At 65.6% G+C, this 15,185-nt stretch carries 13 protein-coding genes; 4 read left to right on the top strand and 9 right to left on the bottom strand.

Annotated elements, in window-relative coordinates; all coding sequences use genetic code 11:
- Window positions 1-201 precede the first annotated feature (201 nt).
- Both ACQR10_RS28765 and ACQR10_RS28760 read right to left on the bottom strand, forming a co-directional pair.
- On the bottom strand, window positions 202-1,101 hold the full coding sequence (locus ACQR10_RS28765; protein WP_315802427.1) for a LysR family transcriptional regulator: 900 nt from the start codon (window positions 1,099-1,101) through the stop codon (window positions 202-204).
- Between the two features lie 275 nt (window positions 1,102-1,376).
- A complete protein-coding gene (locus tag ACQR10_RS28760; RefSeq protein WP_315802546.1) occupies window positions 1,377-1,790 on the bottom strand; it encodes a TspO/MBR family protein in 414 nt (137 codons plus the stop codon).
- Between the two features lie 275 nt (window positions 1,791-2,065).
- On the opposite strand from ACQR10_RS28760, the gene ACQR10_RS28755 reads away from it, so the two are divergent.
- Together ACQR10_RS28755 and ACQR10_RS28750 are read left to right on the top strand one after the other, a co-directional pair.
- Entirely contained in the window at window positions 2,066-3,025 is a 960-nt protein-coding gene (locus ACQR10_RS28755) for an AAA family ATPase (protein ID WP_315802426.1), read from the top strand.
- Between the two features lie 5 nt (window positions 3,026-3,030).
- Window positions 3,031-4,407, top strand: a complete 1,377-nt coding sequence (locus ACQR10_RS28750; protein ID WP_316218457.1) for a vWA domain-containing protein — start codon at window positions 3,031-3,033, stop codon at window positions 4,405-4,407.
- A gap of 264 nt (window positions 4,408-4,671) precedes the next feature.
- Here ACQR10_RS28750 and ACQR10_RS28745 read toward each other — a convergent pair whose 3' ends face one another.
- The 4 genes from ACQR10_RS28745 to ACQR10_RS28730 form a co-directional block, all read right to left on the bottom strand.
- Window positions 4,672-4,947, bottom strand: coding sequence for a hypothetical protein (locus ACQR10_RS28745; RefSeq protein WP_316218456.1), 276 nt, complete (start codon window positions 4,945-4,947; stop codon window positions 4,672-4,674).
- A 723-nt stretch (window positions 4,948-5,670) separates the two neighbouring features.
- Window positions 5,671-6,117 carry a RidA family protein gene (locus ACQR10_RS28740; RefSeq protein WP_315802423.1) on the bottom strand — a complete coding sequence of 149 codons (447 nt, stop codon included), beginning with the start codon at window positions 6,115-6,117 and terminating at the stop codon, window positions 5,671-5,673.
- 12 nt (window positions 6,118-6,129) lie between these two features.
- The gene (locus ACQR10_RS28735) at window positions 6,130-7,824 is read right to left on the bottom strand and encodes a benzoate-CoA ligase family protein (RefSeq protein WP_316218455.1); all 1,695 of its coding nucleotides are present in this window, start codon (window positions 7,822-7,824) and stop codon (window positions 6,130-6,132) included.
- Between the two features lie 175 nt (window positions 7,825-7,999).
- Complete coding sequence (locus ACQR10_RS28730; protein WP_315751998.1) at window positions 8,000-8,494, bottom strand: MarR family winged helix-turn-helix transcriptional regulator; 495 nt, start codon at window positions 8,492-8,494, stop codon at window positions 8,000-8,002.
- Between the two features lie 305 nt (window positions 8,495-8,799).
- On the opposite strand from ACQR10_RS28730, the gene ACQR10_RS28725 reads away from it, so the two are divergent.
- Window positions 8,800-9,984 carry an ABC transporter substrate-binding protein gene (locus tag ACQR10_RS28725; protein ID WP_316218454.1) on the top strand — a complete coding sequence of 395 codons (1,185 nt, stop codon included), beginning with the start codon at window positions 8,800-8,802 and terminating at the stop codon, window positions 9,982-9,984.
- Window positions 9,985-10,004: 20 nt separating this feature from the next.
- Window positions 10,005-10,463: a cupin domain-containing protein gene (locus ACQR10_RS28720; RefSeq protein WP_315751999.1), complete on the top strand. Its 459-nt coding sequence runs from the start codon at window positions 10,005-10,007 to the stop codon at window positions 10,461-10,463.
- Between the two features lie 118 nt (window positions 10,464-10,581).
- On the opposite strand, the gene ACQR10_RS28715 is transcribed toward ACQR10_RS28720, so the two are convergent.
- From ACQR10_RS28715 to ACQR10_RS28705, 3 genes are all read right to left on the bottom strand, one after another.
- Complete coding sequence (locus ACQR10_RS28715; protein ID WP_434895976.1) at window positions 10,582-11,829, bottom strand: flavin-dependent oxidoreductase; 1,248 nt, start codon at window positions 11,827-11,829, stop codon at window positions 10,582-10,584.
- Window positions 11,830-11,883: 54 nt separating this feature from the next.
- Entirely contained in the window at window positions 11,884-14,232 is a 2,349-nt protein-coding gene (locus ACQR10_RS28710) for a bifunctional salicylyl-CoA 5-hydroxylase/oxidoreductase (RefSeq protein ID WP_434912154.1), read from the bottom strand.
- Window positions 14,233-14,319: 87 nt separating this feature from the next.
- Entirely contained in the window at window positions 14,320-15,156 is an 837-nt protein-coding gene (locus ACQR10_RS28705) for an enoyl-CoA hydratase family protein (RefSeq protein ID WP_315802417.1), read from the bottom strand.
- Between the last annotated feature and the right edge of the window lie 29 nt (window positions 15,157-15,185).

Genomic DNA, 15,185 nt, shown 5'->3' with positions numbered 1-15,185 from the left:
GGCCACCCCAACTTGCCAAAAACCCACAACAGTTGAGCCTCGCAATATGCGGAAGCTGAACCGGACAGCCGTGGGACGAGCCCGGGCATGACGGAGTAACTCACTGGCGGGGTTGCTCGTCCCAGGAGTCCGATATCTTCACATGCCCGCCTTGAACCTCCAGGGGACAATGGCGCCGCCCGAACCGAACTGACGCAGCGCTCAGCGCGGCAGCTTCCTGATCAACGCGGTCGCCAGCTTGATCGTCTGCTGCGCCAGCGGCGTCGGGCGCTTGTGCGCCGAGGTGACGAAGCACAGCACGCTTGTCGGGGCCGGCTCGGTCAGGGGCCGGATCGCGAGTTCGCCGGCGCGGCCCGAGGCGGCGACGCCGCTCGGGGTCAGCACCGCGTGGCCGTAGCCGGCGCAGACGAGATCGATGATCGAGGGCACGCTCGATACCTCCCAGGCGATGTCGAGCTTGATCCCGGCGAGCGCGGCCTGCGTCTCCAGCAGGCGCCGCATCGCGTGCACCCGCTCCGGCATGATCAGGCTGTAGCGCGACAGCTCGGCCATCGGCAGCGGCGCGGTGACGCGGCGCTTGCCCTTCGGCGCGTGGCTGACGAGGGCGAGCGGCTCCTGCAGCACCGGCGTGATCTCGATGCCGGCCTGCGCCTCGGGATTGTAGACCATGCCGACATCGATGCGGCCCGTGGTGACCCACTCGACCACATGCGTCGACAGGCCCTCGACCACGGCGAGCCGCGCCGCCGGATATTCCTTCCGGAAGCGATCGATCAGCGGCAAGGTCAATTGCCGCGCGATGCTCGGCGGCAGGCCGATGGTGACGCGGCCGACCGGCGCATCGCGGCTGGCGCCGAGATCCTCGCGCGCATGCGCCACCAGCTGCAGCACGCCGACGCTGTGGTCGAGCAGCCGCTTCCCCGCTTCAGTCAGTTCGACGCCGCGCCCGTTGCGCGCGAACAGCTGCTGCTTCAATTCCGATTCCAGCGCCCGCACCTGCCGCGACAGCGCCGGCTGCGCCACGTCGAGCACGGACGCGGCCTTGCTGAACGAGCCGAGCTCGGCGACCTGGACGAAGTATTCGAGCTGCTTGAGGTTCATGGGCGGTGGCCCCGCGAATGCCCGTGGTGTGACGCGAACTCGGAGCCGCAAGCGCGCTGCAACCTCGCCCCGCTTGCGGGGCCGCGACGAGCTTCGCTCGCGCTGAGAGGTCGGATTGCATCGTCAGATGCAATCCGGGTGAGGGGGTACAGGTCTATCCGCGAACACCCCCCGCGCGGCTGCCCCTCACCCCAACCCTCTCCCCGTAAGAACGGGGAGAGGGAGCGCACCGTTGTTCTCATCTGACAGCGAGCTTTCATCAAACCCGCCTCATCTCAATTCAACACGTTCACCGAAAAATTCAGCACCGACGCAAACCCTACCCAGCACGCATAGGGCACGAACAGCAACGCGGCGATCCGATCCTCGCGCCATTGCATCACGATGAAGATCACGATCAGCACGAACATGCTGGCGATGATCGCGAACGCGACCCACATCAGATGCGCGGTGAAGAACACCGGCGACCAGGCGAAGTTCAGCACCAGCTGTCCCCACCACACCTGCATCACGGCGCCGCTTTCGACCCGCTCATAGGTGCGCCAGCCGGCGACCGCAATCATGATGTAGAGCACGGTCCAGGCGATCGGAAACAGCCAGCCCGGCGGGGTGAACCAGGGCTTGTTGAGCGAGCCGTACCAGGCGCCGGGCATGTTGGAGGCGCCGATGATCCAGCCGCCTCCGACCACGAGGACCAGCAGGACGAGGAGATGCAGGATGGATCGGTTCATATTCCGCTCGGCGTGATTTACAGGAGGAGATTCTCGGTCCGTCCGCTGGCGACCGGCAGCCATGCGGCTTGGGCACCCACGCACGCACTGGACAGGGCTGCCGGGTGCGCGTAGCCAGGACATAACACAATGCGAGGAAAAGTCAGGGTTTTCGCCCTGATGCCAACGTCCAGGGACCGGAACGCCGATCACATCTGCGCCGGGTCCTGATACCAGGAAACGGAGTTTCGTCAGTGGCTGATTCCCCGGCCTCCCCTTCAGCCATCGCCTCGATCGCGGCCGTCGAAGCCGGCCTCGCCGCGCAGGGCTATATCGCCAGCCGCCAGATCGCCACCGCCGTCTACCTGTCGCAGGCGATCGACAAGCCGATCCTGGTCGAGGGGCCGGCCGGCGTCGGCAAGACCGAGCTCGCCAAGGCGATCGCCGCCTGGCGCGGCCTGAAGATGATCCGGCTGCAATGCTATGAGGGTCTCGACGAGGCCAAGGCGCTGTACGAGTGGAAATACGCCAAGCAGCTGCTCTACACCCAGATCCTGAAGGACAAGCTCGGCGAGGTGCTCGGCGGCGCCCAGACCTTGCATGCCGCGCTCGGCCAGCTGCATGATTTCGGCGACGTGTTCTTCTCCAAGGAGTTCGTCGAGCCGCGGCCGCTGCTGCAGGCGCTGCTCGAGCCAAACGGTTGCGTACTGCTGATCGACGAGATCGACAAATCCGACGCCGAGTTCGAATCGCTGCTGCTGGAGATCCTCTCCGATTTCCAGGTTACGATCCCCGAGCTCGGCAGCATCGCCGCCGCAAAGCCGCCGACGGTGATCCTGACCTCCAACTCCGAGCGCAATCTCGGCGACGCGCTCAAGCGGCGCTGCCTGCATCTGCACATCGGCTTCCCCGAGCAGAAGCTGGAGGAGCGCATCGTCGAGAGCCGCGTGCCCGGCATCGCGCAGAATCTGCGCCGGCAGCTCGTGGCCTTCATCCACGACGTCAGGACGCTCGACCTGAAGAAGCAGCCTTCGGTGAGCGAGACCATCGATTGGGCGCGCGTGCTGGTGCTGCTGCAGGCCGCTGAACTCGGCCACGAGGTGGTCAAGGACACGCTCAACGTGCTGCTGAAATACGAATCGGACATCGAGGTCGCGCTGCCGCAGGTGACGACCTTCGTCGCCAAGGCGCAGCGACAGAACATCTTCGGGTAGGCGCCATGCAGGAGAACCTGCATCGGTTCTTCCGGGCGGCGCGCGGCGCCGGCGTGCACGTCTCGCCGGCCGAGAGCATCGACGCCATGCGCGCGGTGGCGAGCGTCGGTCTCGCCGACCGCACGGTGCTGCGCGACAGCCTGCTGCTGACGCTCGCCAAGAGCGAGGACGAGAAGAAGGCGCTCGGCGCCTGCTTCGACCTGTTCTTCGCCCATGTCGATCCGGCGCAGGCCGAGGCGGATGACGAGACGCGGCAGGACGCGGCGTCGAAGGAGGCCCAGGCAGCTCCGCCATCATCGGGACAGCCGGCCGGCGCCGAGGCGGATGCAGAGCTTGGGCCCCTCGCCCAGATGCTGCTGACGCAGAACACGGCTGACATCTCGGCCGCGATCGCCAACGCGTCCAGCGCCGTCGGGCTGTCGGAGATCCGCTACTTCACCCAGCGCGGCCTGTTCTCCAGCCGCATGCTGGAGACGATGGGCATCCAGCGGCTGCGCGACGATCTGGATACGCTCACCGAAACCAATCCGTCATTGGCGGAGCGGCTGCAGGCCGGGCTCGACGGCCTGCGCGACACCGTGCGCGATGCCGTCGCGCAGGCGCTGGCGCTGTACGGCCGAGAAGAGACCGAGAATCTGCGCCACGAGATCCTGCGCAATGCCCAGCTGTCGCGGATCGAGCCGCGCCAGGTCGCGGCGATGCGGGCGCTGATCCGGCAGATCGCGCGCCGCCTGCGCGAGCGCTATGCGAAGCCGCGCAAGCGCCAGCGCCGCGGCCATCTCGACGTCCGCCGCACGCTCCGCCGCAACGCCGCCTGGGGCAGCGTGCCCTTCCTCACCGCGTGGAAGCGACGGCACCGCGACCGCCCGAAGATCGTCGCGCTGTGCGACGTCTCCGGCTCCGTCGCCCGCGTCTCGGACTTCTTCCTGCTGCTGATCCACAGCCTGCACGACGTCGTCAGCGACGTCCGCTCGTTCGCATTCTCCGGCCACCTGATCGAGGTCAGCGAGATCCTGGAGCAGAAGCCGGCCGAGGAGGCCATGGCCGAGATCATGCACAAGGTCGGCTTCGGCTCGTCCGACTACGGCTCGTCGCTGGTCGATTTCGAGAAGCAGTTCATGGCCTCGGTGACGCCGCAGACCACCGTGATCATTCTGGGTGATGCCCGCAGCAACAAGCTCGCCCCGCGCGCCGACATCCTGAAAGCGATCTCGGAGCGCGCCAAGCGCGTGGTGTGGCTCAATCCAGAGGGCCGCATGACCTGGGGCTGGGGCGATTCAGAGATGCCGCGCTACCAGACCTTCTGCAACGTCGTCCGCCCCTGCGCAACGGCCCAGCAGCTCGAGCGCGCCGTGAGCGACATCGTCTCGGCGTATCAGTAGGCCACCGCTCTCACCCCGTCATTGCGAGCGAAGCAAGCAATCCAGGGGCGGAGCAAGGACTCTGGATTGCTTCGTCGCTGCGCTTCTCACCATGACGCCGAAAATTCGTAGGGTGGCAAAGCCGTCGTGCGGCGCAAGCCGCGCGATGGCGTGCCCACCGACAGTCCATCCGCGCAAGACGGCGGGCATGGCGCGAACATGTAACACGGACAAACAATCACATTGCGGGCGCGCCTTTGCCCACCCTACGCACCGTCGGCGGAGCTACCTTGCCCCCGCCGCCCGCTTCAACAATGCCGCACGCTGCTGGTCCGTAAAACTCACCCCCGACTTCTTCTCCACCACGCGCACCGCCCACGACCGCATCGGATCGTCATCCACCCGCGCCGGCTCGCGCAGGATCGCGACGCCGATCTCCAGCATCTTGGCATCGGCCTGATGCTCGATGCCGCCGCCACCGGCACTTGCCAATGCCAGCGCGCCGGCCGCAGCGCCGATGCCGGCGGCCAGCGCCGTCGCCACGAAGAGTTTCCAATCCAAGTCCACCCCCTGCTCTCATCCGCCCCTGGGCGGCCACGCTCGAACAGGTTGGTGGCCGCGACATGGCGATCCCGCGTCCATCGTTCGACAGAGGGCGCATCAGACGACCACAATTGTTCGACGAACGAAGCCCGATGCCTGCGAACTGTGATGTGCTGTGTGACTGCCCGTCGCGTTACCATGTCGCAGCGCTCGAGCCTTGTGTCGTCGGGCAAATCACGACGATGCTTGCGCCCAACCTGATCCGGCGAAGAGGGGCGTACGCGTCGTCACGATACGTGGGGCAGGCTGCGGTGGACGCCGTTGCATCATGCGCTTGTTGCGCGGACGAGTGATGTCGTGGCGTACGGTGAAGTCGTGATGTCCTGATACCCCGACGCTGGTATCACCCGCGCAACGCGCTACGCGCGTTGTCGCGAACGCGACGAGGCTTCGCCTCGCGCGGAGGTGGCCAACAAGCCCGGCGCACCAGGGAGACCACGTATAAGCCGTCAAACATCGCGCAGGGAAGGCCGGCATGTTCGGCCCACCTGTGGTTCCTGCCCCGTGCATTTTTGATCGCACGGGGGCCGCGGGTGTGGTGGACACCCGGCCTTCCCTGCGCCCTCGATTTTCGCCGGGGGTGATCGACCAGCAAAGCTCGGGCCGACCAGCCGCGAGAGCGCGATGTCATATTCCAGATTCGACCGATCAAAGACGGGCCCCTGCCGGCAGCACCCGCCCTCAGCGCGGCACCACCGCAGTCGCCTCGATCTCCACCCGCGCGGCCTTCTCGACCAGCCTGACGACCTGCACCAGGGCCATCGCGGGATAATGACTGCCAAAGATCTCGCGATAGATCTTCCCAAGCTCCTTCAGATGGCCGAGATACTCATCCATGTCGACGACATACCAGGTCAGGCGCACCAGGTGCTCCGGACGCGCATGGCCCTCGGCCAGGATTGCGGAGATGTTTTCCAGCGCCTGCCGCACCTGCGCGACGAAGCCGTCGGCGAGCGTCTCGCTCGCGTCCCAGCCGATCACGCCGCCGGTGACGACGATGCGCCCCTCGGCGCTGATGCCGTTGGCATAGCCCTTTGGCATCGGCCAGCCGCTCGGCTGCAGCACGCGCATGCCCTCGGCCTCATCCTGCTTCACCACGGCCAGCGTGGGCGCCTTGGTCGTGCTCACGACTGTGCCTCCTTATCGATTGTCAGCGCCGGACGGCGGCGCGGCCACGCCTTGCGCCAGCTGCCGCAGGGCAAAGCGCTTCAGCTTGCCGGTCTCGGTCTTGGGCAACTGTGTCACGAACTCGATCGCACGCGGATATTTGTACGGTGCGATCTCGCGTTTGACATGCTCCTGCAGTTCGGCCACCAGCGCCGGTGTGCCTTCGGCTCCCGGCGCCAGCACGACATAGGCCTTCACGACCATGCCGCGCGCGTCGTCGGGAGCACCGACAACGCCGCATTCGGCGACCGCCGCGTGCGTCAGCAGCGCCGCCTCGACGTCGGTGCCGGCGATGTTGTAGCCGGACGAGACGATCATGTCATCGGAGCGCGACTGGTACCAGAAGTAGCCGTCCTCATCCATCACATAGGTGTCGCCGGTGACGTTCCAGCCGTTCTGAACATATTTGCGCTGACGCTCGTCGGCGAGATAGCGGCAGCCGGTGGGACCGCGCACTGCGAGCCGCCCCATCGTGCCCGGCGGCACGTCGCGGCCCTCGTCGTCGACGATCTTGGCCTCGTAGCCCGGCACCGGCTTGCCGGTGGCGCCGGGGCGGATCTCGTCCTCGATGGCGCTGATGAAGATGTGCAGCATCTCGGTCGAGCCGATGCCGTCCATCAGCTTCAGCCCGGTCGCCTTCAGCCAGGCGTCGAAGGTCGGCTTCGGCAGGGTCTCACCGGCGGAAACGCATTTGCGCAGCGAGGAGATGTCGCGCCCCTCGAGCTTGCTCAGCATCGCCCGATAGGCGGTCGGCGCCGTGAAGCAGATCGTGGCCTTAGTGCGCTCGATGGCCGCGAGCAGATCGTCCGGCGAGGTCTTTTCCAGCACGACATAGGATGCCCCGATATGCATCGGAAACAGCACGCCGCCGAAGCCGAAGGTGAAGGCGAGCGGTGCGGTACCGATGAAGCGGTCGCTCTGGCTGGCGCGCAGCACGTTGCGGGCGTAGCCGTCGCACACTGCGAGCATGTCGCGGTGAAAATGCATGGTGCCCTTGGGATCGCCGGTCGTACCGGAAGTGAAGGCGATCAAGCAGAGATCGTCGGAGGCGGTGTCGACTGCGGTGAACTCTGGGCTGGCATCGGCGATCAGCGCTTCCAGCGCGCTGGGCTGGCCGTTGCCCCAATAGACCACCTGCTTCAGCGCCGGCGCGATCGGCCGGGTCTTTTCCATCTCGTCGGCGAGCTTGCCATCGCACAAGGCCAGCGCGATCTGCGCCTTCTGGATCGGATAGGACAGCTCTTTGGCGCGCAGCAGCGGCATGGTGGCGACCACGATGCCGCCGGCCTTGATGACGGCCAGATAGGTGGCAACCATCATCGGATTGTTGGCGGAGCGGAGCAGCACGCGGCCGCCGGGCACGAGGCCGAGCTTGCCGACCAGGACGTTGGCGATCCTGTTCACCAGGGCCTGCAGCTCACGATACGTGTAGCCGATGTCAGCGCTGATGATGCACGGCGCATCGCCCCGCCCCTCATTCACCCAGCGATCGACGAAATGCGTCACGCAGTTCAGCCGCGGCGGATACTGAAATTCGGGCCGGCTGAAGACGAAGTCAGGCCACAGCTCGCGCGGCGGCAGATTGTCCTGGGCGAAGGTGTCGACGTGGGCGCTGTGCGCATGCGCACTGGCGCTCTCCGGCTGCTGAACCTTGGCGGCAGTGGCCATCACACGCTCCTGTCTGAAGGGAAGAACGCCCGGCACGTTTCAGTCCTAAACATTTTAGACTTAAAACATCTGGACGCAAGAGCCGAAGAGAGCCGAAGATTGTGCACTGCCCGCAAATTGTTTGAGCGTTTGCCGCGCGTGGCAGCGTGGCCTGCGACGTCCTGTCAGGCCCGCTTCAATCCTGCCGGCGCTGCACGGCCTTCTGCGCCGACCCCTTGGTCTTGGCGAGCAGCCGCATCAACTCGCGCACGTCTTTCTCCGTGAGATCGCCGAAGATATCCGCGATCCAGGTCTCGTGCTCGGCCGCCATCTTGCGGAATTCGGCGCGACCGAGCTTGGTCAGCCGGATCACCTGGACGCGGCGGTCGGTGTCGGAGGTGCGGCGATCCAGATGGCCGGATTCGACGAGGCGCTCGACCAGTCCGGTGACGTTGCCGTTCGAGACCATCATGCGCTTGGAGACGTCGGACAAGGTCATGCCGTCGGGCGCCTTGTCGAGCTGCGCCATCAGGTCGAAACGCGGCAGGGTCACGTCGAAACGCTCGCGCAGCCGGCTGCGGATCTCGCCTTCGATCAGCGTCGTGCAGGTGAGCAGGCGCAGCCACAGCCGCAGCTCCTCGGCATGGTCCTCGGGCAGCTCGACAGCCTTGGTCTCGGAATCAAGCGTCATGACGGAATCACTTGGGCACGTTCAGCCTCGTCTGGCGAGGCTCGTGAGTTTGACCTTCAGGACCTCCCGGGAGCAAGGAAAAATGTACCGTCATTTTGCGCAGGACGATGAGGCGGCAATTCCTTTAACCTTCAAGCAATTGGCGCGGCGCTTGCATGCGTGCCGAAACTGCCCTTTCCGCAAGCAGCTCGCTTGCGGCTGAGGGCGTCATCAGACTAGGCTTGTGACCAAGCTGCGGTCTGGCCCATCGTTTGGTCAGGTGCAAAAAACATAAACCTGAAATTCCGCATCCCGGGGGAGTTGTCATGAAAATGAGTTCGAAGCTGGCCGGTTTCGGCGTCGGTCTTGGCATTGCTGCGAGCCTGCTCGCCCAGCCGACGCTGGCCGCCGACAAGATCAAGATCGGCGTCATCGTCACCCTCTCCGGCCCCGCCGCCGCGCTCGGCGGCCAGGTCCGCGACGGCTTCAACCTTGCCATCAAGGACCTCGGCGGCAAGATGGGCGGCAAGGACGTCGAGGTGGTCGTCGCCGACGACGAGCTCAAGCCGGACGCCGCGATCACCAAGGTCAAGGGCCTGCTCGAGCGTGACAAGGTCGACTTCGTCGTCGGTCCGATCTTCTCCAACATGCTGCAGGCGATCCACCGGCCGGTCACCGAGAACAAGACCTTCCTGATCAGCCCGAATGCCGGTCCGTCCAGCTACGCCGGCAAGGAGTGCAGTCCCTACTTCTACGTGACCTCGTACCAGAACGACCAGGTGCATGCCGTTCTCGGCAAGGTCGCGCAGGACCGCGGCTACAAGAAGATGTATCTGCTGGTTCCGAACTACCAGGCCGGGCGCGATTCCGTCGCCGGCTTCAAGCTCGACTACAAGGGCGAGATCGTCGAGGAGTCCTACGTCCCCCTCAACACGCTCGATTTCCAGCCTGAACTGTCCAAGATCTCCTCGCAGAAGCCGGACGCCGTGTTCACTTTCATGCCGGGTGGCATGGGCGTGAACCTCGTCAAGCAGTTCAAGCAGGCCGGCCTTGCCGACACCATTCCGGTGCTCTCGGCCTTCACGGTCGACGAATCCACGCTGCCTGCGCAGCAGGACGCCGCGGTCGGAATGTTCGGCGGCGCCAACTGGGCGCCCAATTTCGACAATCCGCAAAGCAAGAAGTTCGTCGCCGGCTACGAGGCCGCCTACAACAGCGTGCCCGGCACCTACGCCATGCAGGCCTATGACGCCGCGCTTTTGATCGACAGCGCCGTGAAGGCGGTCAATGGCGACCTCAGCAACAAGGATGCGGTGGCCGCGGCGCTGAAGAAGGCCGATTTCGCCTCGCTGCGCGGCAACTTCAAGTTCAACACCAATGGCTACCCGATCCAGGACTTCTATCTGACCAAGGTCGCCAAGCGGCCCGACGGCAAGTTCCAGACCGAAATCGTGCAGAAGGTGTTCGAGAACTACGCCGACCGCTACGCCAAGGATTGCGCGGCCAAGTAACAACAGGGAGCGAAACCAACATGAATCATCCGGAAATCGCCGGCATCACCCGGGCCAATGAGGGCATCCAGGGCATCTCCTGGAACATCCTCGGCCAGGTCTACGTGCCGAAGAACCGCACCGAGCACAGCTTCTCCTGGCATGCGACGTTCCCGGTCGGCACCTTCGTGCCGCCGCACATTCATCCCGACCAGGACGAGTATCTCTACATCCTCGAGGGCCGGCTCGACTTCTTCCTCGACGGCGCCGAGGAATACGCCACCGCCGGCGACACGGTGCGGCTGCCGATGGGCAAGCCGCACGGCATCTTCAACAAGTCGCAGCAGACGGCCAAAACGCTGTTCTGGGTGTCGCCGACCCGGCGGCTCTACGAGCTGTTCTGGGCGATCCACAACATGCGCGAGCAGAACCCGGACGACGTGGTGAAGCTCGCCGCCGAGCACAACATCCACTTCCTGCCCCCGCCTCCGGGGGCGTGAGGCGGGCTGGTGCTTGGGTTCGAACTATACCACAGAATGCAGTCGGCTCCCTCTCCCCGTTCTTACGGGGAGAGGGCTGGGGTGAGGGGCAGTCCGGAAAACGGTGCTCGACGCTGACTTACGACGCCTGCCGCGTCACCATCCGCGCGGCAAAGCCGGCCCGGCTGGCATAGCCGCGCACGATGCCTTCGCGGGCTTCGTAGTTGAGGATGGTGTTGATGTCGCTGAACCCCTGCGGCGCGAGCTGCTCGACGGCATCGATGACGCCCTCGGGGCCGCCGCGACGGTTGGACGCGACGATCTCGGCCGTCATCGGCAGCCGCTTCTGCTCATAGGTCATCAGCGCCTGGCGCGGATGCTCGGAGCGGGCCAAGGCATCAGCGAGCGCTCGGGCATCGAGAATGGCCTGCGAGGCGCCGTTGGAGCCGACCGGGTACATCGGATGCGCGGCGTCGCCCAGCAGCGTGACGCGGCCACTCGACCAGTAAGGCAACGGATCGCGGTCGCAGCAGGGATATTCCCAGAACTCCGGCGTCGCCCGCACCATCGCGGCGAAGTCGACCTGGGGAATGGAGAAGCCGTTGACATGCGGCATCAGCTCGTCGGCCTTGCCGAGCCGCGACCAGTCCTCGCGCCGCGGCGGCGCGGTGTTGGCATCGCCGATGCGCACCAGCACGGCCCAGTTGGTGAGGCGGCTCGCGGGGCTCGAGCCCTCGGCGATCGGATAGACCACCGCCTTGGCGTTGAGGCCGCCGGCGATGATCATCGAACGCCCGGTCAGGAACACCGGCCAGTCGGTGGCGCCGCGCCACAGCATCAGGCCGTTCCAGCACGGCGCGCCCTCGTTCGGGAACAGCGTCTGCCGGACCTTGGAATGGATGCCGTCGGCGCCGATCAGCACGTCGCCGCGGGCGGTGTGGACATGAGCACCAGTGCGGTCGAAGAAATAGGCGGTGACCCCGCCCTCATCCTGGGTGAAGGCGCCGAGCCGGCAGCCGGTGTGGACCTTCTCAGGCCCGAGCCGCTGCATCACCGCCTGATGGATCACGCTCTGCAAACGGCCGCGGTGAATCGAGAATTGCGGCACGTCATGGCCGGCATCGAGCCCGCGGGTCTCGTGCCAGACCTCCTGGCCGCGCCGGGTCAGGTAGAACAGCTCGTAGGTGCGGATCGCGACCTCATCGAGCCGGTCGAGCAACCCGAGCTGGGCGAGCTCCCGGATCGCGTGCGGCAGGGTGTTGATGCCGACACCGAGCTCGCGGATTGCATCCGCCTGCTCGAACAGCTCACAGTCAATGCCCCGCGCCCGCAGCATCAGCGCCGTGGTCAGTCCGCCGATACCGCCGCCTACGATGATCGCCTTCATCGTCCCCTACTCCACTCGTACTTCGCATACCGGGCGGCAGCGTTGCACAGCGGCTCACTCCGCCGCAAGCGGCTTCGCAGCCTCGGCCTTCAGCTCGGCCCGCGTTTTCGGCTTAGCCTTAATCTTCAGCTCCTCGAAATCCTGCCGGTCGCGGACGCTGTTGCGGAAGATCTGCTCCTTGCCCGGCAGATATTGCGGTGGACAGAACATGTCGGCGCCGTACCAGGCCGCGGCCTTCATCGTGAAGGCGGGGTCGACCAGATGCGGACGGCCGAGCGCGACGAGATCGGCGCGGCCGGCGGCGAGGATGGTATTGACCTGGTCGGCCGAAGTGATGTTACCGACGCACATGGTGGCGACATCAGCCTCATTGCGGACCTGGTCCGAGAACGGCGTCTGGAACATGCGGCCGTAGATCGGCTTGGCCTCGCGCACGGTCTGCCCGGTCGAGACGTCGACGAGATCGACGCCCGCCTCGCCGAAGGCGCGGGCGATCAGCACCGCGTCGTCACCAGTGATGCCGCCCTCGGCCCAGTCGGTGGCGGAGATGCGCACCGAGATCGGCTTGTGCGCCGGCCACGCCGCGCGCATCGCCGCGAACACTTCCAGCGGGAAGCGCAGCCGGTTTTCCAGCGAGCCGCCGTACTCATCGGTGCGCCTGTTGGTCAGCGGCGAGATGAAGCTCGCGAGCAGATAGCCGTGGGCGCAGTGCAGTTCGAGCATGTCGAATCCGCAGCGGTTGCCGCGCTCGGCCGCAGCGACGAAGTCGGTCTTGATCGCATCCATCGACTGGCGGTCGAGCTCGCGCGGCACCTGGCTGTCCGGGAAATACGGCAATGGCGACGCCGACACCACGTCCCAGCCGCCCTGCTCCAACGGCCGGTCGATGCCGTCCCACATCAGCTTGGTCGCGCCTTTGCGGCCGGCGTGGCCGAGCTGCAGCGCGAACTTCGCCTGCGAGTTCGCATGGACGAAATCGACGATGCGCGTCCACGCCGCCTCCTGGGCGTCGTTCCACAGACCGGCGCAGCCGGGCGTGATGCGGGCACCGCGGCTGACGCAGGTCATCTCGGTGAACAGCAGACCCGCGCCGCCGATCGCGCGCGAGCCGTAATGCACCAAGTGGAAATCGCCAGGGACACCTTCCTCCGCCGAGTACATGCACATCGGCGACAGCACCGCGCGGTTCACGATTGTCATCTCGCGCAGCTTGAGCGGCTGGAACATCGGCGCCAAGGGCTTCTCGACATCGACATCAAAACCCTTGGCGCGGACCTGGCGCGCGAAGGCCTTGTCAACCTCGGCCACGAAGTCCGGCGCGCGCAGAGTGAGATTGTCGTAGGTGATCGCTTTCGAGCGCGTCATCACGCCGAACGCGAACTGAACCGGATCGAAATCCCAGAAGCGGTCGACATGCTCGAACCAGACCAGCGACACGTCGGCGGCGTGCTGGGTCTTCTCGACCTCCTCGCGCCGGCCATGCTCGTAAAGATCGAGCGCCGCTGGAATGTTGGGCGCGCGCTGCATGGCGTCGGCCAGCGCGATCGCGTCCTCCATCGCAAGCTTGGTGCCCGAACCGATCGAGAAATGCGCGGTCGACTTGGCGTCACCGAGCAGCACCATGTTGTCCCTGACCCAGCGCTTGTTGCGGATCATCGGGAAATTGCGCCACATCGAGCGGTTGATCAGCAGCGGATGGTCGCCGAGGAACCAGCCGAAGATCTCCTTCATGCGATCGGCGGACTGCCGCTCGTCGAGCCCGGTCAGGCCGGCGCGCTCGAAGGTCTCGGGATCCGTCTCGAATATCCAGGTCGAGTGCCCCGCCTCATACTGATAGGCGTGCGCAATGAACGGGCCCCACTCCGTCTCCTGGAAGATGAAGGTGAAGGCGTCGAGCGGCTTGGTCGAGCCCATCCACGCGAACTTGTTGGCGCGCAGGTCGACCTCGGGCTGGAAGTGATCGACATACTTCTGGCGGAAGCGGCTGTTGATGCCATCCGACAGGATCAGGAGATCGGCATCAGCGAATTGCGTCTCGTCCTCGAGATCGACCTCGAAGTGCAGAGCGACACCCAGCTCGTGGGCACGCTCCTGCAGGATGCGCAGCAGCGTGCGGCGCGAGCAGCCGCAGAAGCCGTTGCCGCCGACGCGATGCACCGTGCCGCGGAAGTGCACGGCGATATCATCCCAGTAGGCGAACTCCTGGGTGATGCGCTGGTAGCTCGGCAGATCGTGCTTCTCGAAATTGTCGAGCGTGGCGTCCGAGAACACCACGCCGAAGCCGAACGTATCGTCGGCACGGTTGCGCTCGTAGACCGCGATGTCGGCGCTGGGCCGCTGCTTCTTGAGCAATATCGCCGCATAGAGACCGGCAGGTCCGCCGCCGATGATCGCGATCTTCATGAGCGCCTCCGCTGGAGAGCCGAGCCAATGAAAATTATTTTAGACCTAAAATATCTCCTGGCAAGTCCCTTTGGTTCCCGCGGCCGCTCAATTGCCCTGGAAGACCGGTTTGGACTTGGCGGCGAACGCTTCGAAGGCGCGGTTGAAATCCTCTGTCGTCATGCACAAGGCCTGGGCAACTGCCTCCGCCTCGATCGCCTCCTCGACCGACATCGCCCATTCCATCGCCAGCATGCGCTTGGTCATCGTGTTGGCAAAGGTCGGGCCGTTCGCGATCTCTGTTGCCAGTGTCACGGCCTGCCCCAGCACGTCGGCGGGCGCGACGGTGCGGCTGAAGAAGCCCCAGCGCTCACCCTCGTCCGCGCTCATGAAGCGGCCAGTGTAGAGCAGTTCGGACGCACGCGACTGGCCGATAATGCGCGGCAGGATCGCGCAGGCGCCCATGTCGCAGCCGGCAAGACCGACCTTGTTGAACAGGAACGCGACCTTGGCGCCGGTCGCTGCGAGACGAATGTCGGAGGCCATCGCGACGATGGCGCCGGCACCGGCGCAGATGCCCTCGACCGCGGCGACGATCGGCTGCGGACAGGCGCGCATCGCCTTGACCAGGTCGCCGGTCATGCGGGTGAAGGCGGTGAGACCCTTGGTGTCCATCTTCACCAGCGGGCCGATGATCTCGAACACATCGCCGCCGGACGAGAAGTTGCCGCCGGCGCCGGTCACGACCACCGCCTTGACCTCATCGTCGAAGGCACAGGCCCGGAAGAAATCGGTCAGCTCGCGATAGCTCTCGAACGTCAGCGGATTCTTGCGCTCGGGCCGGTTCAACGTCACGGTCGCGACGCGATCCTTGACCGTAAGCAGGAAATGGCTGGGCTTGTAGTCCGCCAGCGGCACGGTGACGGGGTTGGCCGGTCTCGACATGTAAGTTCCCTCTGTTCAACTGTTTTCGT

The organism is Bradyrhizobium sp. HKCCYLRH2060, assembly GCF_051168135.1.
Lineage (GTDB): Bacteria > Pseudomonadota > Alphaproteobacteria > Rhizobiales > Xanthobacteraceae > Bradyrhizobium.
The sequence above is the reverse complement of the archived record's forward strand: the minus strand, read 5'-3'. Positions and strand labels throughout refer to the sequence as shown.

Bases quoted from the DNA above. Each gene is read 5' to 3' on its own strand.
- ACQR10_RS28765 (WP_315802427.1), bottom strand. From the start codon at position 1,101: ATGAACCTCAAGCAGCTCGAATACTTCGTCCAGGTCGCCGAGCTCGGC.
- ACQR10_RS28750 (WP_316218457.1), top strand. From the start codon at position 3,031: ATGCAGGAGAACCTGCATCGGTTCTTCCGGGCGGCGCGCGGCGCCGGC.
- ACQR10_RS28735 (WP_316218455.1), bottom strand. From the start codon at position 7,824: ATGGCCACTGCCGCCAAGGTTCAGCAGCCGGAGAGCGCCAGTGCGCAT.
- ACQR10_RS28730 (WP_315751998.1), bottom strand. From the start codon at position 8,494: ATGACGCTTGATTCCGAGACCAAGGCTGTCGAGCTGCCCGAGGACCAT.
- ACQR10_RS28725 (WP_316218454.1), top strand. From the start codon at position 8,800: ATGAAAATGAGTTCGAAGCTGGCCGGTTTCGGCGTCGGTCTTGGCATT.
- ACQR10_RS28720 (WP_315751999.1), top strand. From the start codon at position 10,005: ATGAATCATCCGGAAATCGCCGGCATCACCCGGGCCAATGAGGGCATC.
- ACQR10_RS28715 (WP_434895976.1), bottom strand. From the start codon at position 11,829: ATGAAGGCGATCATCGTAGGCGGCGGTATCGGCGGACTGACCACGGCG.
- ACQR10_RS28710 (WP_434912154.1), bottom strand. From the start codon at position 14,232: ATGAAGATCGCGATCATCGGCGGCGGACCTGCCGGTCTCTATGCGGCG.
- ACQR10_RS28705 (WP_315802417.1), bottom strand. From the start codon at position 15,156: ATGTCGAGACCGGCCAACCCCGTCACCGTGCCGCTGGCGGACTACAAG.